This is a genomic window from Gordonia sp. CNJ-863 (assembly GCF_001942325.1).
GTDB lineage: Bacteria > Actinomycetota > Actinomycetes > Mycobacteriales > Mycobacteriaceae > Gordonia > Gordonia alkanivorans.
On the sequence record NZ_MKKG01000009.1, the window covers coordinates 1 to 24,348 of the forward strand.

The 24,348-nt window shown below is 67.5% G+C and carries 24 protein-coding genes; 10 read left to right on the forward strand and 14 right to left on the reverse strand.

Going from position 1 to position 24,348, the window contains the following annotated elements; all coding sequences use genetic code 11:
* On the forward strand, positions 1 to 879 hold an 879-nt coding region (locus tag BJF87_RS04825; protein ID WP_262338868.1), incomplete at its 5' end, for an ISL3 family transposase.
* Positions 880 to 1,199: 320 nt separating this feature from the next.
* On the opposite strand, the gene BJF87_RS04830 is transcribed toward BJF87_RS04825, so the two are convergent.
* A complete protein-coding gene (locus BJF87_RS04830) occupies positions 1,200 to 1,499 on the reverse strand; it encodes a DUF2537 domain-containing protein (protein WP_006360677.1) in 300 nt (99 codons plus the stop codon).
* Positions 1,496 to 2,350 carry an RNA methyltransferase gene (locus BJF87_RS04835; RefSeq protein WP_035753036.1) on the reverse strand — a complete coding sequence of 285 codons (855 nt, stop codon included), beginning with the start codon at positions 2,348 to 2,350 and terminating at the stop codon, positions 1,496 to 1,498. The genes BJF87_RS04830 and BJF87_RS04835 overlap by 4 nt, the downstream gene beginning before the upstream one ends.
* A 96-nt stretch (positions 2,351 to 2,446) precedes the next feature.
* Here BJF87_RS04835 and BJF87_RS04840 point away from each other — a divergent pair, with 96 nt between their 5' ends.
* Positions 2,447 to 3,697, forward strand: coding sequence for a GNAT family N-acetyltransferase (locus BJF87_RS04840; protein WP_035753038.1), 1,251 nt, complete (start codon positions 2,447 to 2,449; stop codon positions 3,695 to 3,697).
* Between the two features lie 2 nt (positions 3,698 to 3,699).
* Here the strand turns inward: BJF87_RS04840 and BJF87_RS04845 are convergent, their stop codons facing one another.
* Both BJF87_RS04845 and BJF87_RS04850 read right to left on the reverse strand, forming a co-directional pair.
* On the reverse strand, positions 3,700 to 4,164 hold the full coding sequence (locus BJF87_RS04845) for a MarR family winged helix-turn-helix transcriptional regulator (RefSeq protein ID WP_035753039.1): 465 nt from the start codon (positions 4,162 to 4,164) through the stop codon (positions 3,700 to 3,702).
* Between the two features lie 98 nt (positions 4,165 to 4,262).
* Positions 4,263 to 5,861: an NCS2 family permease gene (locus BJF87_RS04850; protein WP_075862743.1), complete on the reverse strand. Its 1,599-nt coding sequence runs from the start codon at positions 5,859 to 5,861 to the stop codon at positions 4,263 to 4,265.
* A gap of 24 nt (positions 5,862 to 5,885) precedes the next feature.
* Between BJF87_RS04850 and BJF87_RS04855 the strand changes: the two genes are divergently transcribed.
* Positions 5,886 to 6,134 (forward strand): DUF2530 domain-containing protein, encoded by a 249-nt coding sequence (locus BJF87_RS04855; protein ID WP_035753043.1) that lies wholly within the window; start codon positions 5,886 to 5,888, stop codon positions 6,132 to 6,134.
* Positions 6,135 to 6,152: 18 nt separating this feature from the next.
* Here the strand turns inward: BJF87_RS04855 and BJF87_RS04860 are convergent, their stop codons facing one another.
* Entirely contained in the window at positions 6,153 to 6,755 is a 603-nt protein-coding gene (locus BJF87_RS04860) for a TetR/AcrR family transcriptional regulator (RefSeq protein ID WP_075862744.1), read from the reverse strand.
* A gap of 53 nt (positions 6,756 to 6,808) precedes the next feature.
* Here BJF87_RS04860 and BJF87_RS04865 point away from each other — a divergent pair, with 53 nt between their 5' ends.
* Positions 6,809 to 7,780, forward strand: coding sequence for an oxygenase MpaB family protein (locus BJF87_RS04865; RefSeq protein WP_075862745.1), 972 nt, complete (start codon positions 6,809 to 6,811; stop codon positions 7,778 to 7,780).
* A 3-nt stretch (positions 7,781 to 7,783) separates the two neighbouring features.
* Here BJF87_RS04865 and BJF87_RS04870 read toward each other — a convergent pair whose 3' ends face one another.
* The 4 genes from BJF87_RS04870 to BJF87_RS04885 all read right to left on the reverse strand — a co-directional run bounded on the left by BJF87_RS04870 (position 7,784) and on the right by BJF87_RS04885 (position 13,325).
* Positions 7,784 to 8,857, reverse strand: coding sequence for a phosphotransferase family protein (locus tag BJF87_RS04870; protein ID WP_035753048.1), 1,074 nt, complete (start codon positions 8,855 to 8,857; stop codon positions 7,784 to 7,786).
* A gap of 48 nt (positions 8,858 to 8,905) precedes the next feature.
* Entirely contained in the window at positions 8,906 to 10,156 is a 1,251-nt protein-coding gene (locus BJF87_RS04875) for an acyl-CoA dehydrogenase family protein (protein ID WP_042378062.1), read from the reverse strand.
* A 35-nt stretch (positions 10,157 to 10,191) separates the two neighbouring features.
* Positions 10,192 to 12,681, reverse strand: a complete 2,490-nt coding sequence (locus BJF87_RS04880) for a PQQ-binding-like beta-propeller repeat protein (RefSeq protein WP_075862746.1) — start codon at positions 12,679 to 12,681, stop codon at positions 10,192 to 10,194.
* Between the two features lie 62 nt (positions 12,682 to 12,743).
* A complete protein-coding gene (locus BJF87_RS04885) occupies positions 12,744 to 13,325 on the reverse strand; it encodes a phosphatase PAP2 family protein (protein WP_006360655.1) in 582 nt (193 codons plus the stop codon).
* A 226-nt stretch (positions 13,326 to 13,551) separates the two neighbouring features.
* Between BJF87_RS04885 and BJF87_RS04890 the strand changes: the two genes are divergently transcribed.
* A complete protein-coding gene (locus BJF87_RS04890; RefSeq protein ID WP_075862747.1) occupies positions 13,552 to 14,274 on the forward strand; it encodes a hemerythrin domain-containing protein in 723 nt (240 codons plus the stop codon).
* A 126-nt stretch (positions 14,275 to 14,400) separates the two neighbouring features.
* On the opposite strand, the gene BJF87_RS04895 is transcribed toward BJF87_RS04890, so the two are convergent.
* A complete protein-coding gene (locus BJF87_RS04895) occupies positions 14,401 to 15,540 on the reverse strand; it encodes an acyl-CoA dehydrogenase family protein (protein ID WP_035753056.1) in 1,140 nt (379 codons plus the stop codon).
* 109 nt (positions 15,541 to 15,649) lie between these two features.
* On the opposite strand from BJF87_RS04895, the gene BJF87_RS04900 reads away from it, so the two are divergent.
* From BJF87_RS04900 to BJF87_RS04920, 5 genes are all read left to right on the forward strand, one after another.
* The gene (locus BJF87_RS04900; protein ID WP_035753059.1) at positions 15,650 to 16,228 is read left to right on the forward strand and encodes a TetR/AcrR family transcriptional regulator; all 579 of its coding nucleotides are present in this window, start codon (positions 15,650 to 15,652) and stop codon (positions 16,226 to 16,228) included.
* Between the two features lie 226 nt (positions 16,229 to 16,454).
* Positions 16,455 to 17,675 (forward strand): ABC transporter substrate-binding protein, encoded by a 1,221-nt coding sequence (locus tag BJF87_RS04905; protein WP_139319419.1) that lies wholly within the window; start codon positions 16,455 to 16,457, stop codon positions 17,673 to 17,675.
* Between the two features lie 33 nt (positions 17,676 to 17,708).
* Complete coding sequence (locus BJF87_RS04910) at positions 17,709 to 19,727, forward strand: ABC transporter permease (RefSeq protein WP_042378066.1); 2,019 nt, start codon at positions 17,709 to 17,711, stop codon at positions 19,725 to 19,727.
* Complete coding sequence (locus BJF87_RS04915; protein WP_042378067.1) at positions 19,724 to 20,575, forward strand: ABC transporter ATP-binding protein; 852 nt, start codon at positions 19,724 to 19,726, stop codon at positions 20,573 to 20,575. The genes BJF87_RS04910 and BJF87_RS04915 overlap by 4 nt, the downstream gene beginning before the upstream one ends.
* Entirely contained in the window at positions 20,572 to 21,300 is a 729-nt protein-coding gene (locus tag BJF87_RS04920; RefSeq protein WP_075862749.1) for an ABC transporter ATP-binding protein, read from the forward strand. Before BJF87_RS04915 ends, BJF87_RS04920 begins: the two co-directional genes overlap by 4 nt.
* On the opposite strand, the gene BJF87_RS04925 is transcribed toward BJF87_RS04920, so the two are convergent.
* Genes BJF87_RS04925 through BJF87_RS04940 form a run of 4 tightly spaced genes read right to left on the reverse strand, consistent with a single transcriptional unit; the run spans position 21,267 to position 24,316 of the window.
* Positions 21,267 to 22,160: an MFS transporter gene (locus tag BJF87_RS04925; RefSeq protein ID WP_075862750.1), complete on the reverse strand. Its 894-nt coding sequence runs from the start codon at positions 22,158 to 22,160 to the stop codon at positions 21,267 to 21,269. The two genes, BJF87_RS04920 and BJF87_RS04925, sit on opposite strands and share 34 nt — an antisense overlap.
* Positions 22,124 to 22,834, reverse strand: coding sequence for an MFS transporter (locus tag BJF87_RS04930; RefSeq protein WP_075862751.1), 711 nt, complete (start codon positions 22,832 to 22,834; stop codon positions 22,124 to 22,126). Before BJF87_RS04930 ends, BJF87_RS04925 begins: the two co-directional genes overlap by 37 nt.
* Before the next feature lie 17 nt (positions 22,835 to 22,851).
* Positions 22,852 to 23,781, reverse strand: coding sequence for an alpha/beta hydrolase (locus BJF87_RS04935; RefSeq protein ID WP_042378068.1), 930 nt, complete (start codon positions 23,779 to 23,781; stop codon positions 22,852 to 22,854).
* Positions 23,782 to 23,833: 52 nt separating this feature from the next.
* Complete coding sequence (locus BJF87_RS04940) at positions 23,834 to 24,316, reverse strand: DoxX family protein (protein ID WP_042378070.1); 483 nt, start codon at positions 24,314 to 24,316, stop codon at positions 23,834 to 23,836.
* Between the last annotated feature and the right edge of the window lie 32 nt (positions 24,317 to 24,348).

A 24,348-nucleotide genomic window follows, 5' to 3' on the forward strand; every position in this document is an offset into this window, starting at 1 on the left:
GACTGCAGCCTGCACGGCGTCGTCACAGAACATGTGCCGTGGGCACGGCCGGCAGCAAAGATGACGCGCCGATTCGACGACACGGTCGCCTGGCTCGCCGCGCACAGTCCATCATCCGCGGTGTGTGAGTACATGAGGGTGTCGTGGCGAACAGTGCAACGCATCATCGCTCGAGTCGTTGCCGATCACACCGGACAGGCCGACCGAATGGATGGGTTGCGCAGGATTGGTATCGATGAAATCGCCTACCGAAAAGGTCGGCGATATCTGACGGTGATCGTCGACCACGACACCGGCAGGTTGGTGTGGGCGCGTGAGGGTGCAACCAAGAAGACGCTCCGCCAGTTCTTCGACGAGCTCGGCGCCACGCGCAGTGCACAGCTGACCCATGTGAGCGCCGACGCGGGTCAGTACATCGAAACGGTTGTTGCAGAACGTGCTCCGGATGCCATTCGATGCATGGATCCGTTTCATGTCGTCCAGTGGGCCACCCGTGCCGTGGACCGTTGTCGTAGCCGGGTCCTCAACCGGATCCACGGTCTCTCCAACGACGATCGTAGGAATCTGAGGTGGGCACTGTTGAAGAACCCCGAGAACCTCACCCCCGGTCAACAGCGGACCCGTGAGCTGATCGTCAAACGCGCCAATAGTGAACTCGCTCGCGCGTATCAACTGAAAGAGGAACTCCGCCACATCGTTACCGGGGAACATTCCGGCACGTGGCGACGGCTCGAGCACTGGTTACATCGAGCTGATCGTAGTCGAATCATCGAACTCGTCGGTCTCTCCAGATCGGTACGACAGCAACAGATCCAGATCTACAACTCCGTTGTCGTGGGCCTATCGACGCCCGGGTGGAGGCCACCAACACGCATCTGAGGGCACTGACCAAGCGGGCCTACGGATTCCACTCACCAGAAGCACTCATCGCGATGTCGACACTCACGCGAGGAGGGGCGTGTCCTGTTCTGCCACACCAGTAGTGACCCACGAAACCGTCAGGAGGACCATTTATGTTCGACTGTACTCGCAATCCCATTGCCGCGCAACGCGTATCGAACATCGATCGATCGCGGGGATTGTCGGTGGCGTCTGGTAATGGGCGGCGTGGTGCTGCCGTCCCTTCGATACGCTCGCAAGCTCGCTACTCACGGAACAGAACGACGCTCGCAAGCTCGCTACTCACGGAGCAGAACCGGTCAGCGCCCCATGATCAGCAACGCGACCGACGATGTGATCCCGGCGAGGAAGCCGATGAGCAGGCCCCACACGATCCAGCGCCACACCTGGCGGTAGCGGAACTCCCAGAGGGTCCAGCCGAGGCCGCCGGCGACGATCAGCACCGCCGCGATGCCGAGGAACTCGAGGATGCCGCCGATGAGTTCGTAGATCCCGACGAGCACGAAGGCACCGAAGAGCGCACACACCGCGGACACGATGATCCCGAGCGCCCAGGGCGTGGGCTCCGCGGCCCGATCGAACGGTTCGGGGGTGTTCACTCCCCCATCGTGCCCGACCGGACGCGTTCGTAGAACGCAACGGCCGCGGCTGTCGCGACGTTGAGCGAATCGGTTCCGCGACTCATCGGGATGCGGGCCTTCACGTCCGTCGCCGCCATCGCCGACGCGGTGAGCCCTGGCCCCTCGGCGCCCACGAGGAAACCGACCTTCTCGGCATCGACCGCCTCGGCGAGCGTGACGGCGTCGGGATCGGGGGTCATCGAGACGAGACGGAAGTCGCGCGAACGCAGTTCGTCGAGTCCGCGCGGCCACTCGTCGAACTTCGCGAAGGGCACCAGCAGCGCGTGACCCATCGAGACGCGCACGCAGCGCCGGTACAGCGGGTCGGCGCAGCCCTGACCGAACAGGACGGCATCCACACCGAGGCCGGCGGCGTTGCGGAAGATCGAGCCGATGTTCTCGTGGTCGTTGACGCCTTCGAGGATCGCGACGGTGCGCGCGGTCTCCAGGATGTCGGACACCGACAACACCTCGGGGCGTCGCGCGACGGCGAGCACGCCGCGGTTGAGGTGGAAACCGACGATCTCGGCCATCACCTCGGCCGACGCCCGGAAGAACGGGACTCCCGACAGCGACGGGTCGCGCAGATCGTCGTCGAGTTCCTCGAGGCGTTTGTCGACGCCGAGGAAGGCGTGGGCGGAGAACCGCGAGGCGATCATGCGCTGCGCGACGAGCACGCCCTCCGCGATCACCAGGCCGCGTCCCGGCCGGCCGCCGGGCAGAACCGGAAGGTCGGGTCGGCGGTCCACCGAGTTGAGGTCCCGAAAGTCCTCGACCCGGGGATCCTGCGGGTCGTCGATGTCGATCACTTCCACTGCGAGCCCGGGCACCGCAACAGTGTGCCACCCGCCACCGCCGTGACCTGCGACACCCGGTACAGAACCCAATGAGTGCCCGAGTCGCAGTGATGTGAAAACGTTGAAGTCGTGACCAACAGCGGCTCGACACCTCAGTCACGTCTGTCCCTCAAGCGCGCCACCGACGCCGACTGGGACGACATCATCACCACGGATGCCCGCGCATTCGCGATGCGCAATCCGCTGCCCGACGACGAACGCGCCGACCTTCGCGGCAAGGTCGCCGACGACGACATCGTCCTGGTACGCGACACCGGCCTGCCGTCGAAGCCCCTTGTCGGGGTGTCGATGTTCTACCGGATGTCGATGTCGCTGCCGGGCGCGGGTGTCGCCGACACCGTCGGCCTGTCGTGGGTCTCCGTGGCATCGACGCATCGCCGTCGTGGAATTCTGCGCACGATGCTGACCGAACTCTTCGAGCAATGGGAGGCCGAGAACTACACGTTCGCGACCCTGACCGCGAGCGAGGGCACCATCTACGAGCGCTTCGGGTTCGGTCCGGCCTGCTTCTCCAACACCGTGTCGATCACGCCCGGACAGGCTCCGCTCCGCGGCGACCAGCCGAAGGACGCGACCGTGCGGTTCGCGGACGCCGCCGAGGTCGCCGCGGCCGTCCCCGATCTCCACGCACGCTGGACGCTCACCACTCCCGGTGCGCTCACCCGCACCCCCGCCTGGTGGGCGCCGATCCTCGCCGACCGTCCGTCGGAGCGTCCGCTGCCCGCGAGCGGACTGCACTACCTGCTCCACGACGACGGCTACGCCAGCTACCGCATCTACAAGAACGAGAACGGCGGCGTTCGCGGCGAGGTCAACGAGGTCTTCGCCGTCACCGACGAGGCCCACACCGACCTGTGGCGGGTGCTCACCAGCCTCGACCTGATCCCGTCGCTCACCGCGACCATCCCGGTCGACGATCCGTTGCGGCACAAACTCATCGACGCCCGCGCGGTGTCGATCACCGGTCTGCGTGACGAGATGTGGCTGCGTATCCTCGACATCCCGGCCGCGCTGGGGTCGCGGAAGTACGCCGCCGACCTCGATGTGGTCATCGAGGTCACCGACGAGTTCCGTGGTCGCGGAGGGGTATTCACGGTGTCCGCGCGCGGGGGCGACGCGATCGTCGCCCCCGCACCCGACACCGCAACGCCCACGGTGAGGATGGACACCTCGGTGCTGTCGAGCATCTACCTCGGCGGCATCCGCCCGTCGGCGTTTGCGGCGGCCGGCCGGCTCCGCGTTGACTCCCCGACAACGCTTCGAGCTCTGGACCAGGCCTTCACCACCGATCGAGCACCGTTCTCCGGCACCTTCTTCTAGTGTTAGATCGCCCGGGAGCGAGGTATCTCGGTGTCGGGCTGGTTGAGGATCTTGTTGAAGATCTGCACGCCCTCCCGGAGGGTGTCCCGTTCGCTGGGCGTGAGTTCGCGTAGACGGTCACTCAGCCAGGCCTCGCGTGCCGCCAACTCCTCCTTGATGACCTCGACCCCCGAGGCCGAGAGCGTCACGATCGCCTGGCGGCCATCCGTCGGGTGCGGTTCACGCTTGATCATCCCGAGGTCCGACAGCGACGCGATCACTCTCGTCATGGAGGGCGGGCGAACCCGCTCGGCCGCGGCGAGGGCGCCGGGTGTCATCGGGCCTTCGTGATGCAACGTGTAGAGGGCCGAGAGCTGCGTCAGCGAGACCAACTTGTTCTCGCGCCGCCCTCTCAGACGGCGCGCGAGTCGTACGACGGCGAGGGACAAGTCGCCAGAGAGACTTCCGTCACCATACGGTGAATGCATTGCCCCAGCGTAGGGCATGTAAATCACCGTCGAACCCTAAGCATTGCAAATTGACCCGGCTGGATGACAAAACCGGTCGCAAATTTTGACTACACGCGTTAGCCGATGAGGTCGGAGATCGGTCCCCGCGCGAAATAGGCGACGAAGACCGCGGCCACCAGCCACAGCAGCGGATGGACCGTGCGCGCCTTGCCCGCGGCGGTGGCCATCACCACCCAGCTGATGAAGCCGATGCCGATGCCGTTGGCGATCGAGTAGGTGAACGGCATCGTCACGACGGTCAGGAAGGCAGGTATCGCGAAGTCGAGGCGACGGAAGTCGACGGCCGTCAACTGCCCGATCATCATCGCACCCACCACCACGAGAGCCGGCGCGATCGCCTCGAGCGGGATCACCTCGTAGATCGGGGTGAGGAACATGGCGACCAGGAACAACACGCCGGTGACGACGTTCGCCAGACCGGTTCGTGCACCTTCGGCGATACCCGAGGCCGATTCGACGAACACAGTGTTCGACGACGCCGACGCGGCACCGCCGGCGATGGCACCGGTCCCCTCGACCACCAGCGCACGCCCGATACCGGGGAGGTTGCCCTTGTCATCGGCCAGACCGGCCTCCTTGCCGAGGCCCGTCATCGTGCCCATCGCGTCGAAGAAGTTCGACAGGACGAGCGCGAACACGAAGACCGACGCCGCCAGCACACCGATCCGGGTGAAGGCGCCGAACAAGTCGACATCTCCGACGAGGCTCAGATCGGGTAGTCCACCCAGCGCGGTGGGGATGTCGGGCACGGTGAGGCCCCAGCCCGAGGGGTTGTCCATGCTGGAGCCGTAGTCGAAGATGCGCTCCAGCACGAGCGACAGGACGGTGGTGATCGCGATACCGATCAGCAGACCGCCGGGAACCTTCCGCACCACCAGGACACCCATGATGAGAACACCGAGAGCGAAGATGAGCGTCGGAACGGTGGCGATCGAGTTGTCACTGCCCAGCTGGACCGGGACCGTGGTTCCGGCGGCGTCCGGGATGCGTTTGACGAAGCCGGCGTCGACGAAGCCGATGAAGGCGATGAACGCGCCGATACCGGCGGCGATGGCCGCCTTGAGTTCGCTCGGGACCGCGTTGAACACCGCCGTGCGGAAGCCTGTCACCGCCAGCAGCACGATGATGATGCCGTCGACCACGACGAGGCCCATCGCCTCCGGCCATGTCACCTCGGGTGCGATCGACACCGCGAGAAGACTGTTGATGCCGAGACCCGCGGCGATCGCGAACGGGTAGTTGGCGACGAGGCCGAACAGGATCGACATCACGCCCGCGACGAGTGCGGTGACCGCGGCGACCTGCGCCAGCGGCAGCACGTTGCCGAGCACGTCGGCGTTCTTCTCGCCGCCGGGGATGCCGCCGATGATGATCGGGTTGAGCACCACGATGTAGGCCATCGTGAAGAACGTGACCAGGCCTCCGCGGAACTCGCGGTTGAGCGTCGAGCCGCGCTCGGAGATCTTGAAGAAACGATCGATCGCGCCGTTCGGCGTCGCCGTCCTCGCTCCCCTGGTGGTCGAGGGGCCGGTGTCCTCGGGTGGCGCTTCGGCAGCACCCGTGTCGGCCGCGTCGGTCGTCGTCTCGGACGAGATGTCGGCGGGGTCGTCGGCGGGGGTCAGATCGCGGGACTCACTCGGGACGTCTTTTGGCACCTGTCGAAAGCTACTCTTTGTCTCATGCCGGATACAGTCGACGTCCCCGAACTGCCCCGCGCGCTGCGTGCGCCCGAGCCGGTGATCGTGGTCGGGATGGTCGCCTGGCTGGTCGCGACGGTGGTCGTCGCGGTCGCCGACCTCGGCGGCGGCAACGCGCTGACGATCTGCCTGGTCGGGCTGGGCGTGGGACTTCTCGGCACCACGATCGTGCTGGTCCAGCGGGCGGGAGTCCGACGCGGGGCCCGCGGCGCACAGGAGGGTCTGGACTAGAACGGGCCGTCGAACGCGTCAGTCCGCCGAGAAGAGAATCCACCCGACGTGTTCGCGTCCCCACGCGCCCACCTCGTCGCGGTTCGCGAACGGACGTGTCTCGAGCGTGGTCAGCAGGAGCGAATGTGTGATGCGGACCATGACCTCGGCGACCCGCCGCGCCTCGTCGTCGCCGATCGGGGCGTCCCCGGTCATCAGACCCGCCACCCGGGCGGCCAGATAGTCCACGGCACGGTCGAAGACCGGCGCCGACGACACCGTGAGCACCCGCAGTGTCGTCGCCGGGTCCGCCGCGTACTCGCGGGCCAGTAGTGGGTGGTCGTAGAACGACCAGAAGATCGCCGCGAACCCCTCGATGAGCCGCTCCCGCGGATCCCCTGTTCCCGCCAGTTCCCGGTCGACGCGGGCGAACAACTCGTCGGCCTCACGCGAGAGCAGGTCGGAGAAGAGATCCTCCTTGTGCGGCCAGCGACGGTAGACGGTCATGTGGGACACGCCGGCCAGCGCGGCGATCGCCTCGATCGACGTCCGTTTGAGCCCCTTCGCGAGCAACGATGACATCGCCGCATCGAGGATCTTCTGCCCCGTCCGCTCGGCCCGGGACGCGCTCGGCGTCTTCACACCGCCATCATTGCAATGTTAGTGTTCGGCCGAACTACTAACATTGGAGTTTCATGACCGCCACCGAGAACCCGGACGCGTCCGTCGCCGACACTTCGGCGCCGCCCGCAGTCGACCTCGCCGACCTGCCACCGGCCGTCGAGCAGTTCCGGTGGCATCTGGGCAGTGTCCTGTTCGGATTCTTCGGCGCCTCCTTCTTCGACCAGGTGGCGCTCGTCCCGGTGGCCGCGGCCGTCGACCGTACCGGCCGCTTCGCCGAGAACTTCGTCGATCGCGGACTCCGCAGCTTCAGTGCCGAACAACTCGTGCTGTGGGGCGACGAGAGGACGCGCCACGCGTTCGCCGACCGGTTGAGGTTCCTGCATCGTGAGGTCCGGGGCACCGGACGCGACGACTTCGACGAGATCCGGTACAGCGCACTCGATCCCACGCTGTGGAACTGGATCGCGATGAGCGCGATCATGGGCTACCTCAACACGTTCACGGCGTGCACGGGCATCGAACTGTCGCCGGAGGAGGAAGAACTCGCCTACGCGGTCGCACTCGAACGCCTGGGCATCCTCTCGCTGCCGGGGAAGTCTGCCCAGCTCCCACCAACGCTCGCCGATGCGCGCCGCTGGTACGACGGCGTCGTCGACGAACACCTGCAAGCCAATCCGTTCCTCGACGCCGTCACCGACCAGCTGACCCGCCTCCCCCTTCCGACGATCGGCATGCCGCCAGTCCTGCGCATCGCGCTCACGCCGCCGTGGTTCGTCATCCGCCCATTGGCCGGCCACGTCGTCAAGGTCTGCTCGTTCAGCGTCATGCACCCCGGCGTCCGAGAGCTGACGTCGGTTCGCCTCGACCGCCGCGAACAGTGGGAGTTCCGGATCTACAAGCGACTGCTGCAAACCGCGTGGCGCCGGCTCCCTCGTCGGATCGTGCTCACGCCCATGGCGTATCACGAGTACCGCCGCGACCAGCTGGCACGTACGTACCATTCGATCCAGCTTGAATCGTTCGCACCGACGTGCCCGGTCTAGTTCTCAGCCGGCGACGATCTCGTTCAGCCGCTTACCGATGATCCCCACCGCGAAACCCAGCCGTTCGAAGTCCTTGTTGGTGGTCTGCCCGTGGTAGAAGCGGTAGTAGATCTGCTGGGCGATGACCACGGCCCGGAAGAGGCCGAAGGCCTCGTACCACCGCCACCTCTCGGGTGACATCTCGAAACCCATACGCTCGCAGTACCGTTCGACGAACTCGGCGCGGGTGATCATCCCCGGCATGTTCGTCGGGACGCGGCGCATGAGTTGCAGCTCGTCGGTGTCGTCGGCCTGAATCCAGTAGGCCATCGAGCCGGCGAGGTCCATCAGCGGATCGCCGAGGGTCGCCATCTCCCAGTCGAGGATGCCGATGACCCTGGTCGGGTCGTCCTTGTCCAGCACCACGTTGTCGAGCTTGAAGTCGTTGTGGATGATGCAATTCGCCACGTCCTCGGGCTGGTTCTCGGCCAGCCAGGACATCGCCTCCTCGAAGTCGGGGACGTCGTCGGTGTGTGCGTTGCGGAATCGGGTGGTCCAGCCGTCGACCTGCCGTCGGACGTAACCGAGCCCCTTACCGAGGTCGCCGAGCCCGGTCTTCGACGGGTCGACCGAATGTACTTCGACGAGCGTGTCGATGAAGTTGAAGCAGAGCTGCCGCGCCTGATCGGCGTCCAGCGGAACGTCGGCCGGCCACTCCTTGCGCGGGATGACACCGTCGATGCGACCCATGACGTAGAAGTCGGCGCCGAGGACCGAGTCGTCGTCGCAGAAGGCGATCATCGGTGCGATGTAGCGGATCACCCCGGCGAGCTCGGATTGGATGCGGTACTCGCGGCGCATGTCGTGCGCCCCGCGGGCCTTGGTGCCGCGCGGTGCCCGACGCAGGATCAGGTCCCGCGTCGGATACCGCAGCAGGAAGGTGAGATTGGAAGCGCCACCGGCGAATTGCCGTACCTCGGGCACCGCGTCGAGTCCCTCGACGTCCGGGGCCGCGGTGCGCAACCACGCGGCCACCGCCTCGACGTCGAACGCGTCCTCTTCCCGGACCTCGCGCGCCTCGGTCACCTGGTCAGCCATTGTGGGAGTTCACCCTTCTCGTTCGTGGATGTGTGGATACCACCGCGGTCAGCGGTACTTACCGAGTTCGAGACGCGCAACGACGTTGCGGTGGACCTCATCCGGGCCGTCGGCCAGGCGGAGCGAGCGTGCTCCGACCCAGGCCTGGGCGAGCGGGAAGTCGTCGGTCATACCGGCACCGCCGTGCAGCTGGATGGCCATGTCGATGACCGACAGGGCCATGTTGGGCACCTCGACCTTGATCTCGCTGACCGCCGACAACGCCTCGGCCGACATGCCCTGGTCGAGCAGCCAGGCGGCGTGGTGGACGAGCAGTCGTGAGCGGTTGATCGCGATGCGGGCGTCGGCGATGCGTTCGCTGTTGCCGCCGAGCCGGGCCAGCTGCTTGCCGAAGGCCTCACGTGAGAGTGCCCGCTTCACACCGAGTTCCAGCGCCCGCTCCGCCAGGCCGATGGCCCGCATGCAGTGGTGGACGCGTCCCGGCCCGAGGCGGCCCTGGGCGATCTCGAAGGCGCGGCCGGGTCCGAGGAGGATGTTCGACGCCGGAACACGCACGTCGGTGAAGGACACCTCGCCGTGGCCGAACGGTTCGTCGAAATAGCCCATGGTGGTGAGCATCCGGTCGACCTTGACGCCGGGGGTGTCGATCGGGATGAGCACCATGGTGTGCTGCGACTTGCGGTCGGCTTCGGCGTCGGTGACGCCCATGAAGATCAGGACCTTGCAGTCGGGATGCCCGACGCCGGTGGAGAACCACTTGGTGCCGTTGATGACGACGTCGTCGCCGTCGAGGACAGCGGTCGCGGCCATGTTGGTGGCGTCCGACGACGCGACGGCCGGTTCGGTCATGCAGAAGGCGCTGCGGATGTCGGCGCGCAGCAACGGTTCCAGCCAGCGCTCGCGCTGCTCCTCGGAGCCGTAGCGCAGCAGGACCTCCATGTTGCCGGTGTCCGGAGCGTTGCAGTTGAAGATGACCGGCGACAGCGCCGACGATCCCATCGCCTCGGCGATCGGGGCGTAGTCGACGTTGGACAGGCCCTCTCCCCCGTCGGTGCCGAAATCCGCGGCGTAGCGACCGGCGTGCGCGGCCGGCAGGAAGAGGTTCCACAGACCCTCGGACCGGGCTTTCGCCTGCAGTTCGGCGATGATCGGCGACGGCGTCCAGGGATTTCCGTCCCCGTCGCGTCGTTCCTTGATGTCCCGGTGGATCTCGGGTTCGGCGGGTTCGATCTCGTTGGTGACGAACGCCCGCACGCGCTCGGTGAGTTCGGCGGACCGCGGTGACGGAGAGAAATCCATTCCCCGACCGTATCGCGGAGCCCTCTGTCCGGGGGCTAGTTCCGGTACAGCGTCGAGCCCTCCGGGCCGGCCGTGGTGCTCACCAGTTTGGCGAAGCAGTGGTCAGGGTCGAATCCCTGCGTTCGGCACCAGCTGTTCGCCTCGACCGGGCCCGGGAATGTCGCCGCCGCGACCGTCACCCACCAGCCCCTATACGAGAACACCGGCCACTCGTCACTCCACAGCAGGCGAACATCGTTGAACCGCAGACGAAGTGCCAGGAACTCGTCGAGGATGGCCTGGTCGGTCCACGTACGACCGTCGGCGACGAGACCGGCGTGCTTGGAACTGAGCTGCGCGACCCACCGGTTGTTCAGGTTCGCCAGGATGAACGCGCGGTCGGCGTCGGCCTGCAGGCGCAGGGCGTTGACACTGGTGGCGGTGACGTCGGCGCCGGCCGGGAACACCGTGTCGGTGGCCTCCGACGACGCCGACGACCTGCCCGACGCCGGTGCGGTCACGGCCGGGGCCCGCTCCGGCGTCGAACCCCGGTCGCACTCGACGAGGTATTGTCCGCCAGCCGAATTCGCGTCGTTCAAGGTGTCGGGCAGGCGGAAGAAGCTACCCGGCGGGTAGGTCAGTTCCAGGTTGAGGGCCGCTCCGCCGTCGGGTGCCGGGACGGCGAGCGGGGATCGTCGGAAGTCGAAGCTGCCCGAGGCGACGAGACCACCGCCGTCGGAGATGGTGATACGGGTCTGCGGACCGAACAGGACGTCCCCGTCGGGGCACTTCGCGGTGACGTTCATCGTGACGACGAGGCCACCGGCAGCGGTGCGGAACGACTGGGGTGTGAACACGGGCGGCGAACCGCACGGTGTCACGTACTGCGTTCCCCCGCCGCCGGATCCGCTGTTGCCCGCCCGGGTGGTGCCCGGCACGATCGCCCGCGGACCCGTCGGGGCGAACCCGGTGATGGTGGTCGAGGTCAGGGTCACCAGACGGTCGCCGAGGGCGAAGGTCAGCGCCGGACCGGGTTCGTCGCCGACGCGGACATTGCCGATCACATTCGGCGGCAGCGACCAGGCCGGTGATCCGCTGTACAGGTCGAGTGCGGCGATCCCGCCGTCGGGTGTCGGGGTGATCAGCCGTTCGCCGTCGGTGACGGCATGGCCGCTGACCGCGGCGTTCCGGCCCGCGGACGCACGCCACAGCAGGCGCCCGGTCTCGGTGTCGAGGGCGAGGTACTCGCTGCCGGATCGGTCGAAGACGATCACCTCGCGGTCGTCGGCGAGCACCACCCGCGACCCGAAGACGTCGACCTCCGGTATCGCCGCGGTCCACGGCGAGGTCCCGTTCCGGACGTCGGTGTACCGGCCGTCGACGAGCATCCGACTTCGCTGGCCGGTCGTCGCCGACGCCGGGACGATCGCGTTGTCCCCGGAGAGCTCCGCTGTCGTACCGTCGGGCCGCAGCACCACGAGCCTGCGGTTCGCGACCGCCATCCCGTCGGAGTCGCCCGTCTCGAGGACCAGGGTCCCGTCGTCGAACCGGCCGATCTCGCTGGTGCCCGCCTTCGCGACCAGGCGATCGCCGTCGTCGGCCGAGACGCCGACGACCCGCAGAGCGGAGGTGACGACAGTGGTGTCGGTCGCAGTGAACGCCGAGGCGTCACCGCTGCCGGGTGCCGCCGTGGGCAGGTTGTCGACCGGCCGCGACCAGAGAGGACCGTCCCGGGTGATCTTGTGGAACACGACCGAATCGGTCGCCGGCACGTACTCGACGACGAAGGCCGCGTCCCCGTTGTAGGCGACGCCGCCGGTGTTGGGCGGCGCCGGCACGGTCGCGAGTGCGGCGCCGGACCGGACGTCGATGAAGTGCAGTGTGTCGGCGTCGCGGCAGACGAGGGAGTCGTCGACGATCGTGTCCGCGCAGGTGGACACGGGTTCGCCGAAGCGCCAGCGTTCGCCGGTGCGCGCGTTGACGCCCACGGCCCAGTGCGAACCGCCAACACTCGTGTACGGATCGCCGACGATCGTCACGAGCGTCTCACCGTCGGCGATCGCGCCCACCGTGCCGTAGCGCCCCTCGGACGGGATGACCGAGTTGAACTTCTGCCCGCCCATCGACGCCGCGGTGATCGACCATTCCGCGCCGGGCGCCACCGGATACGACGCCGCCAGCTGACCGTCGACGAGGTCGGGGTCGTCGGCCTGCGACAACCTCCACCAGACGACGCCGCCGACGACCAGTGCGACCACGCACAGCAGTGCGACGCCGATGATGAGATAGGCCGTGGTGTTCGACCGTCGCGGCGGCGGACCGGCCATCGGATACCCCGGTGGACCCACTCCTGGAGGGCCCATTCCCGGCGGTCCGGTCGGTGGGGTCGGGTACATGCCCGGGTACGGGTACTGCCACGACGGCGGGGAGGATCCGGGGAATGCCCCGGGCACCACCGTCGGATGCGCGGGTTGGCTCGTCCTCGGCGGCTCGTCGGGCCGGGGCGCGCCGGAACCACCTTCGAACGGCGGCGCCGGATGCGACATCACCCCAGTCAAGCTCAGTTCACGATCGCGGGACTATCCTTCGCGCAGACGAATCCCGTGAGTCAGCCCGCGTGTGCGGCGGGAACGTCTGCACGCCTCCGCGTTTCGTACCGCACCAGCACCCACGTGCAGAGCGCGACCCACAGCACACCGACGATCCAGCCGGACACCACATCCGTCGTCCAGTGCACCGCGAGCTGAATGCGGGTGAGCCCCACCAGGATCGACATCAGTGGCGCGAGCAGCAGAATCCACCGGTGGTCGCGCACCCACGCGAAGCAGCGGTAGGCGACGACCGCGAAGAGGCCGAACACGACCATCGTCATCATCGCGTGGCCCGACGGGTAAGAGAACGAGTCGATGTTCAGCAGCCGGTCCTCGATGGGCGGGCGGTTGCGCGCGAACCCGAACTTGAGGCTCTGCATCAGCACGTAGCCCAGGATCGTGCCGAGGGCGACGTACACGGCGTCGACGCGGCGTCCGGCGTACGCCAGTGCGACCACGGCCAGAACGGTGAGGGCGGTGACCACCAGGGTGTTGCCGAGGGTGGTGATCACCTGGGCGATCGTGATCCAGGGCTCGGAGCGGTTCTGGACGACCCAGTCCCACGCGTTCTCGTCGATCGTCGTCGGCGAAATGAACATCCGCTGCCGGCCTTTCTCCACCGCGGTCGCGCTGTCCGTCGCAACCGATCCCACACGTCAGCCACTTTATCCGGGGCTTCGCAACCGTTCGTCGCCACCGCCACCGGACCGGCTGTGACCTGCCGGAATCCGATGCTCAAGCCGTCCTCAAGTGCACTGCAAGAGGCCAGACCGACAGTGGTCTCCGTCAGCCCGAACCCCGACCCCTGAGATGAGGACCCACCCGATGACGACCCATCCCGCTGCCACCGCGTTCCCGATCCAGCTCCGCCTCCCCGGTCAGGCCGCCGCGCCCGAGGGTCCGATCGACCCGTTCATGATGTACGTCCTCCACCACGCGTTCCGCCGCGATCTCGCCGACTTCGCCGCGGCCGTCCCGCGCACCAAGCTCGACGACCCCGGCACCTGGCGAGCCCTCGCCGACCGGTGGACGATGTTCGCCACGGCGCTGCATCACCACCACAACGGTGAGGACCTGGAGCTGTGGCCGCTGCTCGAGGAACGCTGCGACGAGACCGAGAAGCGGGTCCTCGAGGCGATGGACGCCGAACACGATCAGATCGACCCGATCCTCGAGGAGTGCGCTGCCGGTTTCACCATGATGGCCGCGCACCCGAACGAACAGACCCGTGCCGAGCTGGTCGACGCACTCGTCCGCGCCCAGCCGATTCTCGGCGATCACCTCGCGCACGAGGAGGCCGACGCCCTCGCCATCGTGCAGCGTCGGATGACCATGCACGACTGGGAGGAGTTCGAGGCCAAGATGAGCAAGCAGTCGGGCCTCGGCGAGATGCTGAAGATGAGCCCGATGATGGTCAAGGGGCTGTCCGACGCCGACCGCGAGGTGGTGTTCGCCCGCCTCCCCGGCATCCTCAAGCTGCTCGTCAGGCTCGGCGGCCCGCGGTTCCGTCGCCTCGACAGCCGCGCGTTCTACTACCTGAACCGATGAGCGCGTGCTGGTCGGGCGGTCCCGGCCGCCCGCGGGATCGCTACCTCACCCCGGAGGCGCAGGCTGCGAACAGCGCTTCCGAGCGGAGGGCGCGATCCTGCAGCGGGTCCGGGCCACGCCGAGACGTCACTTCGCGAGCGCGCGCCCGATCACGAGACGCTGGATCTGGTTGGTCCCCTCGAAGATCTGCGTGATCTTGGCCTCGCGCATGTAGCGCTCGACCGGGAAGTCGCGGGTGTAACCGTAGCCGCCGAAGACCTGCACCGCATCGGTGGTGACCTTCATGGCGGCGTCGGTCGCGACGAGCTTCGCAGTCGCCGCGGCCCGCGAGTACTCCATGCCCGCATCACGACGACGCGCCGCGTCGAGGTAGGTGGCACGTGCGGAGTCGACGGCGGCGGCCATGTCGGCCAGCACGAACGACAGACCCTGGTGATCGATGATCTTGCGGCCGAACGCGGCTCGCTCCTGCGCGTACTCGACCGCCGCGTCGAGCGCTGCCTGCGCCAGACCGGTCGCCACCGCGGCGATGCCGAGTCGCCCGGAATCCAAGGCGGAGAACGCGATCTGCAGGCCTTGTCCTTCGGCGCCGAGACGGCGGCCCTCGTCGATGAAGGCGTTGTCGTACGACGCGCCGGTGGTGGGGACCGCGTGTAGGCCCATCTTGTCCTCGGGCTTGCCGAAGGTCAGGCCCTCGGTGTCCCGGGCGACGAAAAGACAGGAGATGCCCTTCGAGCCCTCGCCGGTACGCGCGAAGACGTTGTAGACGTCGGCGATGCCGCCATGGGTGATCCACGCCTTGGAGCCGGTCATCGTGTAACCGCCCTCGGTCGGCGTCGCGCGGCACGCCAATGCCGCCGCGTCGGAACCGGCCTGCGGTTCACTCAGGCTGTAGGCACCGATCAGCTTGCCGTTCAACAGGTCCGGGAGCCAGCGCTGCTTCTGCTCCTCGGTTCCGAAGTTGAACAACGGGTGACACGCGAGTCCGTGGACGCTGACCGCGACCGCGACCGACGCCCAGCGTGCGCCGAGCTCTTCGAGCACCTGCAGGTACACCTCGTACGGCTGTCCGCCGCCGTCCCACTCGGTCGGGTACGGCAGGCCGAGGAGACCGGCCTCACCGAGCTCGGCGAACAGGCCTTCCGGGTACTTCCGCTCCTTCTCGTACTCACTCGCGATCGGCGCCATCCGCTTGTCGGCGATGTCGCGGACCAGCGCGATCAGGTCGCGAGCGTCGTCGTTGGGGAGCAGACGGTCGACCGGCATCGGTACCTCCAGGTGAAAGAGCTCAGGTAACTGAACTAGTACTCAAGTCCTCTGCACAGTACTATTTTGGCAGCGGTCAGTACAGCTGACGACATCGGTGAGGAGTCCCATGCCACGCGAGGGGTTCGCGACGCGGCGTCGCGCCGCCCTGTTCGACGCCCTGCTCGAACTCATCCTGCGCGACGGCTTCGCCCAGCTGTCGATCGCCGACATCGCCGCCGAACTGAGATGCTCCAAGTCGACGCTCTACACCCTCGCGGCCAGTAAGGAACAACTGGTCACGGCCACCGTGACCCACTTCTTCCGCACCGCGACCGAACAGGTCGAAGCAAGGGTCGAGTCGTCGAAGACTCCCCGGGAGCGGGTCATCGCCTACCTGGTGGCCGTCGGCGAAGCGCTGTCACCGGCGTCGGAGGCGTTCATGCGGGACCTCGACGCCTTCCCGCCGACCCGCTCGCTCTACGAACTCAACACCGCCGCGGCCGCGACCCGCGTTCAGAAGCTGATCGCCGACGGTGTCGCCGCGGGCGACTTCCGAAACGTCGACGCCGCCTTCGCCGCCGACCTCGCCGCCTCGATGATGAGCCGCATCCAGCGCCGCGAGGTCTGGGCCGCCACCGGCCTCGACGACGCCGCCGCGTACCGACAGCTCGCGAGCATTCTCACGGCCGGGATCGACGCGGGATAGTCGCCACTACCGGCTCAAATCCGGGACGCGCACGTGCCGCGTCGCTGGGGCCGGCAATCACGCCCATCAACAGTAGGTATCCCCCGGCGATACCTACTGCCGAACCACGCCATCACCCCCGAGGCCCTCGACGCACCGGTTGACAATTCGCTTAATAAATCACAGTATCTACGTGATTCTGGTCACGCGTCGCATCCCGGGCGACGCGCAATACAACGGAGGTCCTGTGAAGCGCAGATTCGTCAATACGGTGGCCGCGGTCGCCGCGGTCTCTCTGTTCGCGGCCGGTTGCGCCGACAACGGCAGCGGCGGAGGGGATTCGGTCGGCGAGGGGGACACCATCAAGGTCGGCCTCATGTACGACGTGACCGGTCCCGCGGCCGCCGGCAGCGTCGGCACCGACACCGGAGCCAAGGCCCGCATCGACACGATCAACGCCGCCGGCGGAATCAACGGCCGCAAGCTCGAGCTGGTCATCGGCGACTCCGCCTCGACCCCTGCCGGCGCCCAGTCGGCCGCCAAGACGCTCGTCGAGCAGCACGGCGTGTTCGCCGTCATGACCTGGACCTACACCGCGAACGCTGCGGCCCCCTACCTGGAGCAGCAGAAGGTGCCGGTGATCGGCGGTAGCTGGGATTCGGCGCCGCAGTGGGCCCACGGCGAGAACTTCTTCGGTACGCAACCGGCGAACACCGAGGCATCGGTGGTCACCACCTATGGAAACTGGTTCAAGCAGGCCGGCGTCACCAAGGCCGCGTCGATCGGATTGAACACGGCCTCGGGCAAGACGGCCGCGGAGAAGGTCGCCGAGTCGATCAGATCGGCCGGGATCGACGTCCCGCTGGTCAATACGTCCATCGACCAGACCACCGCCGACTTCGGACCCACTGCCATCGCGGTCAAGAACTCCGGTGTGGACGGGCTCTACGTCGCACTCGCGCCGAACGGAATCTACGCTCTTGCAGCCGCATTGAAACAGCAGAACGTCAACGTGAAACTGGCCATGGCCGGCACCGGCTACGGTCAGGACCTGCTGGACAACCCGTCGGCACGGCAGGGCGCCGACGGCATGCAGTTCGTCATGCACTACCAGCCGAAGGAGCTGAACACCGACGCCACAAAGGCGATGGTGACGGCACTCGAAGGCCAGGGTTTCACCGGCTCGCCCGGGTTCGCCGTCGCCGGTGGTTACACCGACGTCGATCTGTTCGCCCACGGCCTGCGGCTCGCCGGTGACGACGTCACCCGCGAGAACTTCATCAGCAAACTGCGGGACGACACCAGCTGGAACGGCGAGGGATTGATGGCGGGCACCGCGTCGTTCCCCGAGTTCGTTCCCGCCGGTCCCGGCCTGAACTACGGCAACTGCATGTACGTGTCCGAACTCCGCGGCGAGAGCTTCGTCCCGGTCGTGGACACCCCCTACTGCGGCGACAACATCGGCTGATCAAAACCGACGAACGACGGATTGGGTTGACCCATGCTTGAATTCACGGTGGCCGGACTCGCTCTGGGCTCGATCTACGCGATCGTCGCCTCAGGGCTGGTCATCACCTATGTATCTGCCGGCGTACTGAACTTCGCATTCGGTCCGATGGCGTTCTTCCTGGCACGCTTCTACTATTTCCTGCACAGCGAACAGGGCATGGGCATCCTCCCGTCGTTCGTCATAGCGGTGGTCATCGGCGGTCCGGCGCTGGGCGTCGTGCTCTATTACGCCTTGTTCCAACACATCCGACGGTCGTCGACGCTCATCAAGATCGTCGCGACGATCGGGCTCTCGGTAGCCCTCCCCGCTGCCAGCCGGCTCATCTTCGGCGACCTCGCGGTGACCGTTGTCCCTGGCCTCGCTCCCGAGCCGGTCGCGGTGTACCGGATCGGCGGCGTCGCCATCAACCTCAACCAGGTGCTGATGATGGGCGCCCTGGTGCTGCTGGTGGTCGCCGGCGGACTGGTGCTGAAGTTCACCCAGGTCGGCCTGGTGGTGCGGGCGATGGTCGACACCGAGGCGATGTCGCAGCTCGTCGGGGTCAACACGCGGCTGGTGTCGGTGGGGGTCTGGGCATTCAGCTCATTCCTCGCCGGTGTCGCCGGGGTCCTCGTGGCGCCGACCGTCGGATTGTCGTCGGATCAGTTCGTCCTCCTGGTGAGCGCTGCATTCGCGGCGGTGGTCATCGCACGATTCGTCAAGATCGGCATCGCCATCGCGGCCGGTCTGCTCATCGGATGGCTGACGACCGTCATCCAGAGCCAGCTGCCCTCCGACAGCAGCTGGACCACCGCCGTAGTTGCCAGCACGCCGTTCGCGCTGATGCTCGCGGTGCTGCTCTACTATCGCGTCACCGGCAAGGGCGCCGACGAGGACACCGGTGTCGGCGGCGCACTGGACCGTGCGATCGCGGTGGTGGACACCGGAACCGCGAAGGTCGCCGAGGGAGCTTCGCGGCGCCTCTCGCACGGTTCCCGTGGACCCCTCTTCGCCCCCGGCGTGCTGATCGCGATCGTGTGCGTGGCCCTGCTGCCCCAGGTCCTTCCGAACTACTGGGTAGGCCTTGTCGCCCAGGGCATCTGCATGGCCGTCGTCTTCCTCTCCTTCACCCTGCTGACCGGCCAGGGCGGCATGGTGTGGCTGTGTCAGGCGGCGCTCGCCGGGATCGGCGCGGTCACCACGGCACAACTGGTGACCGAGTTCGAGTGGCCCGTCATCGGGGCACTGCTCGCGGCGGGTGTGGTCACCTCCCTGTTCGGCCTCGTGATCGGTCTCGTCACGATCCGCCTGGGCAATCTGTACATCGCGCTGGTGACGCTGAGTTTCGCCCTGTTGATCCAGACGATGATGTTCACCCGAGAGTGGATCGAGAACAGTGGTGCAGGAATTGCCCTGCTGCGACCGGACTGGCTCGACGGCGACGCGGACTTCCTGTACTTCGGGTTGATCATCTTCTCTCTCGCCTCCCTCGTGGTCCTCAACTTCCGTCGGTCCACGGCCGGCCTGGCCCTGGCCGCGGTCCGATCCAGCGAAGCCGGCGCGCGGTCGATCGCGATCAACGTGGTGCAGGCCAAGCTGATGGTCGCGGTACTCGCCTCGGCAACAGCAGGTGTCGGCGGCGGGATGATGGCGCTGTACGCAGGGGCGGCCACCCCGCTGACCTACTCGGCCATCCTCGGCATGGTCTGGCTCGCGGTCCTCGTCACCATGGGTGTGCGTTCGAACGTCGCGGCACTCTTCGCCGGCATGGCACTCACGGTGTTCCCCGGGATCTTCACAACCTACTTCCCGCACGAGATCGGCGACCTGCCGACCGTCCTGTTCGGTGTCGGCGCGATCCTCGTCGCGCGTGACCCCGACGGGGTCGTCGCGACCCAGGCACGTCAGATCGCCGGTCTCGCAAGTCGGTTGCGGGCACGGGTCGGCGGACCACCCTCCGCCACGCCTCCGCCCGGTGACGACATGATCACGCCCGCACCACAACCCGCCCGGGAAGGGGTAGCACGGTGAAACACACCGAGAGCCGAACGACCGGTGACCTCGTGTTGTCCACCGCCGACATCACGAAGAAGTTCGGTGGCCTGGTGGCCCTCGCCGACGTCAGCGTGCGCGTGGCGCCCGCCTCGATCGTCGGCCTGGTCGGGCCCAACGGCGCCGGCAAGAGCACCCTGTTCAACGTCATGTCCGGGTACCTCCGGCCGACGTCGGGCTCGGTCTTCATCGACGGCGTCGAGCAGACACGCCGCAGCGGACCCCAACATCGCGCGACAATGGGCGTCGCCCGCACCTTCCAGCATCCAGAGTTGTTCTCGGACCTGACGATCCGCGAACACCTGGTGCTGGCCAAGCGGGTCCGGTCGGCCCCGCGACGGCTTTGGACCGACCTGCTCAAAGTGTCGGGTCTGCGGATGTCGACGGCCACCCGGGACGACACGGTCGACGCACTGCTCGAGGATCTGTCGCTGACCGACGACGCCGAACGACTCGCCGTCGGCCTGCCCCTCGGCGTCGCGCGCCGGGTGGAGGTCGGCAGAGCGCTCATCACCGATCCACGAGTGGTGCTGCTCGACGACCCGTCATCCGGTCTCGACGAATCCGAGACACGCGACCTCGCACAGGTCCTGCGGGACGCGAGGATCCGCCATTCGGTGGCCCTGGTCCTCGTCGAACACGACGTCGACCTGGTGCTCGGGCTGTCCGATGAGGTGTACGTGCTCGACTTCGGCAAGCTCATCGCGCACGGCACACCGGAGGAGATCCGTCGTGACCCGGCCGTCCGCGCCGCCTACCTCGGCGACGACCCCGGCACAGCAGCACCCGACTCGCCCGCACCCGAACCGGCAGGACTCCCCCGATGACAACCGACCACGTCCTCGAAGTACGCAACCTCTCCGTGCGGTACGGCCCGGCACTCGCACTGCACGACGTGTCGTTCGACGTCCGGGCCGGTTCCGTCACGGCCGTTCTGGGTACCAACGGCGCGGGAAAGACGACCCTGGCCCGAGCACTCTGCGGACTCGTCCGTCCCAGCGCGGGATCCATCCTGTTCGACGGGACCGACCTCGTCGGCAGGCGAGCCGACCAGATCGCTCGAGCGGGACTGATGTACCTGCCCGAGGGCCGCGGCATCTTCCCCGGGCTCAGCGTGGGCGACAACCTCCGCATGGCCACGGTGAGCCACCCTCGCGAGCAGCGGTCTGAGAACATCGATCGGGCCGTCGAGTACTTCCCCGTGCTCGTCGAGCGACTGGGACAGCGTGCCGGCACGCTGTCCGGTGGTGAGCAGCAGATGCTCTCGCTGGCAAGGGCATTGGCGTTGCGCCCGCCGCTCGTCATCGCCGACGAGATGTCGCTGGGCCTGGCCCCGAAAATGGTGGACATGGTGTTCGAGGGGCTCGCGGCCGCTGCTGCGGCCGGCACCTCGATCCTCATGATCGAGCAGTTCGTCCACCGGAGTCTGGCGATGGCCGACTCCGCACTGGTCATCCGACGCGGGGGCCTCGCTTGGCAGGGTCCCGCCGACGGAGCAGCGGAGGCGGTCGAGGAACACTACGTCCCCTCCGGACGCACGTCGTCCGCGTAGTCCTCCTCGTCCGACCGAAGACGGCGAACCCCACCACTTCTCGAGGAGCGGTGGGGTTCTTCGTCTCCTGGTTCTTCGCTCACCGGGCGCGTCGTGCTCGGCGTCAATCCGACGGCCGCCGGGTGACCGGCGCGGATGAGGGGTTGTTCGGTGGACCGCCGACGCGGTCGACGTGGAAGAAGCGTTGCGGCACAGACGGAGGCGACGATCGCCACGGCCGCCAGCACCGCGAAGCCGACCGCGAATCCGGTTCGTGTACCCACCGAGGCGGCCATGGTCAGGATTCCGGTCACCGCTACCGTGCCGACCGCACCGCCGATCGTGCGCAGATTGGCGTTGACGCCGCTCGCCTGAGCAGTGTCTCCGGGGTCGACCGACATCACCACGACCGTGGATATCGCCGGGAAACAGCAGCCGAAGCCGAGCCCCATGACGAGTGTGAGGGCCCAGCGCACCGACGAGCCGTGCTCGGCGAGCGCCAGTGTCAGCAGCACCGAGGCGACCACCGCCGAGCCGAGCGCGACCATGGCCCGTGACCGGAGGCGCCGGATCAATCTGCCCGCCACGAAACCCACGACGAACATACCGAGGCTCAAAGCCACCATGTACAGCCCCACGGACGCACTCGACAGTCCGAAGCCGCCGCCCGAATCCTGTAGGTAGGCAGGCAGAAGAGCGAAGACACCGAACAGTACGAACCCGATCAGCAACGAGATCGTGTGCGAGGCAGCGACTGCACGAGTGGACACCATCAGGCGCACGTCGATGAGCGCATGCCTCGACCTCAGTTCGGACACAATCCAGGCCGCGAACGCCACGACGCTCAGCACCGCAGCAGGATCGTCGTCCGCGATGTCCATCCCCACGAGCTTCCCTGGCCGAGGACGATGAGCGCAGTCGACAGCCACCCGGCCAGGAGGACGGCCGCGGCGACATTGATCTTCGTGTCGCTCTTTGCACGAATGGACGGCACCACGATGGCCACCACGATTCCCGAGATGACGCAGAGCAGAGCGGGTATCAGGAACAGCCAGGCATAGCCGAGGTACTGCAGGATCGGCCCGGCGAGCACGGTTCCGGTCGCGTTGCCCATACCCGCGACTCCCCCGACCACACCGATCATGGCCGGAAGCCGGTGGGACGGCAGGATCGCTCGCAGGATGCCGTATGCCAGCGGGATGATACCGCCGCCCACCCCCTGCAGAATTCGACCGGCGACCGACACGGCGAGGGTCGGCGCACACGCGGCGATCAACGCACCGGCGGCCAGGCACGCCAGCGCGAACAGGTACATCCGCTTGAGCCCGCGGATGTCTCCGAGCCGCCCGACCACCGGTGTGCTGACGGCAGACGACAGCAGGAAGCCCGTCAGTATCCAGGCCACATCCGATGTGGTGACCCCGAATTTCTCCCGTAGCGAGGGGAGGACGGGTACGAGCATCGCCTGCAGCAGCGAGTATGCGACCACGCCGCCGATCGCGGCGCCCACAGCAAGGTACTCGGCGAGCGGCCGGTTGCCCTGTTCGGTGGCCACCGATCGGCGACGGCCGGTCAGGCCAACGCTCTTGCGAGAGCGGTGGTCTGGACGGCCGCGAAGTGCGCGCTACGGGATCCCGGCAGCGATGTGAACCCATGGCACACATCGGGCGCCACATGGAGCTCGGTCGGCACCCCGGCGTCGATCATCCGTTGCGCGTATGCGATTCCCTCATCCCTGAGCGGATCGAGTCCCGCCACGAGTACGAAGCTCGGTGGAAGCCCGGACAGGTCGTCGACGCGTGCCGGCGCACCGTAGCTGCCGAGGTGCCGGCGATCGTTGCCCGCGTACAGGTTCCACGACTGCACCACCTTGGCGCGGTTCCACACCGGGGTGTCGGTGAAGCGCATCGCCGACTCCGTCGTCGCTCGATCGTCGGTCACGGGGCAACCGAGCATCTGGAACGCCAGCGACGGCCCGCCCCGATCACGGGCCATCAGCGCGACCCCGGCCGCGATACACGCTCCCGCACTGCTGCCTGCCACGGCGAGCCGGTCGACGTCGAAGCCGTTCGCGCGGTCGTCCGCCCACCGCAGCGTCGCATAACAGTCCTCGAGCGCTCCGGGACACGGACGTTCGGGAGCGAGGCCGTAGTCGGGGTTCACCACCGCGATCCCGAGCTCGCGGGTCCAGGAGACGCACTGGGCCTCAATGGATTCCCGGTCTCCCATCACGAACCCACCGCCGTGGATGTTGATCACGGCGGCGGGCTTGTCCACCCCCACCGGTCGGTAGACGGTCACCGCGACCGGCCCGTCGGGAGCCGCGACCTCGATCTCCTCGCAGACGATGCCGGACAGGTCCAGCGGCGGCGCACCGGCACTCGCCTGTTCGACGAGTGCCCGCCCGGCGGCACGCGCGGCGACGGGGTCGTCGAGTGCCAGATCCGGGAGATGCGGCGCGATCGCCGCGAGTTCCGGGTGGAGTCCGGTGGTGTCGATCATCCGGGGATGCCTCTCGAGTCGTGGTGCAGGGAAACGGAAACGGCGCGAACGGTCACGCGAGCGCAGGCGTGGTCGGTCGGTAGAACGCGAGGAGCAGGCCGATCCCGGCGAGGAGCCCGCCGCCGAGTCCGATGACCAGTCCCCACCAACTGTCGAACAGCGGCGCGGACCCGAGGAGATGATCGACGGACAGCCCGCCGGGGCCGGTGATCGCGACGCCGACGGCCATCGCGGCGAGGATCATGTTGTACTCCCAGCCGTTGCCGTTGACGAAGAACCCGCCGTCGCGGTGCACTGTGCAGGCGGCGACGAGCATCACCGCGACGACACCGGCCGCGGCGAAGGAGGTCAGCAGCCCGGCCGCCAGCAGCAGCCCAGCGATCACCTCCGTCGACGCGGCGAGCAGAGCCTGCATCCGGCCGGGGCGCATCCCGATCGAATCGAACCACCGCCCGGTGCCGGGTATGCGGCCGCCGCCGAAGAACTTGTTGAATCCGTGTGCCGCGAAGGTCAGCCCCACCGCGATGCGTATCATCGCGAGGCCGATGTCGATGGCGTCGATCGTCG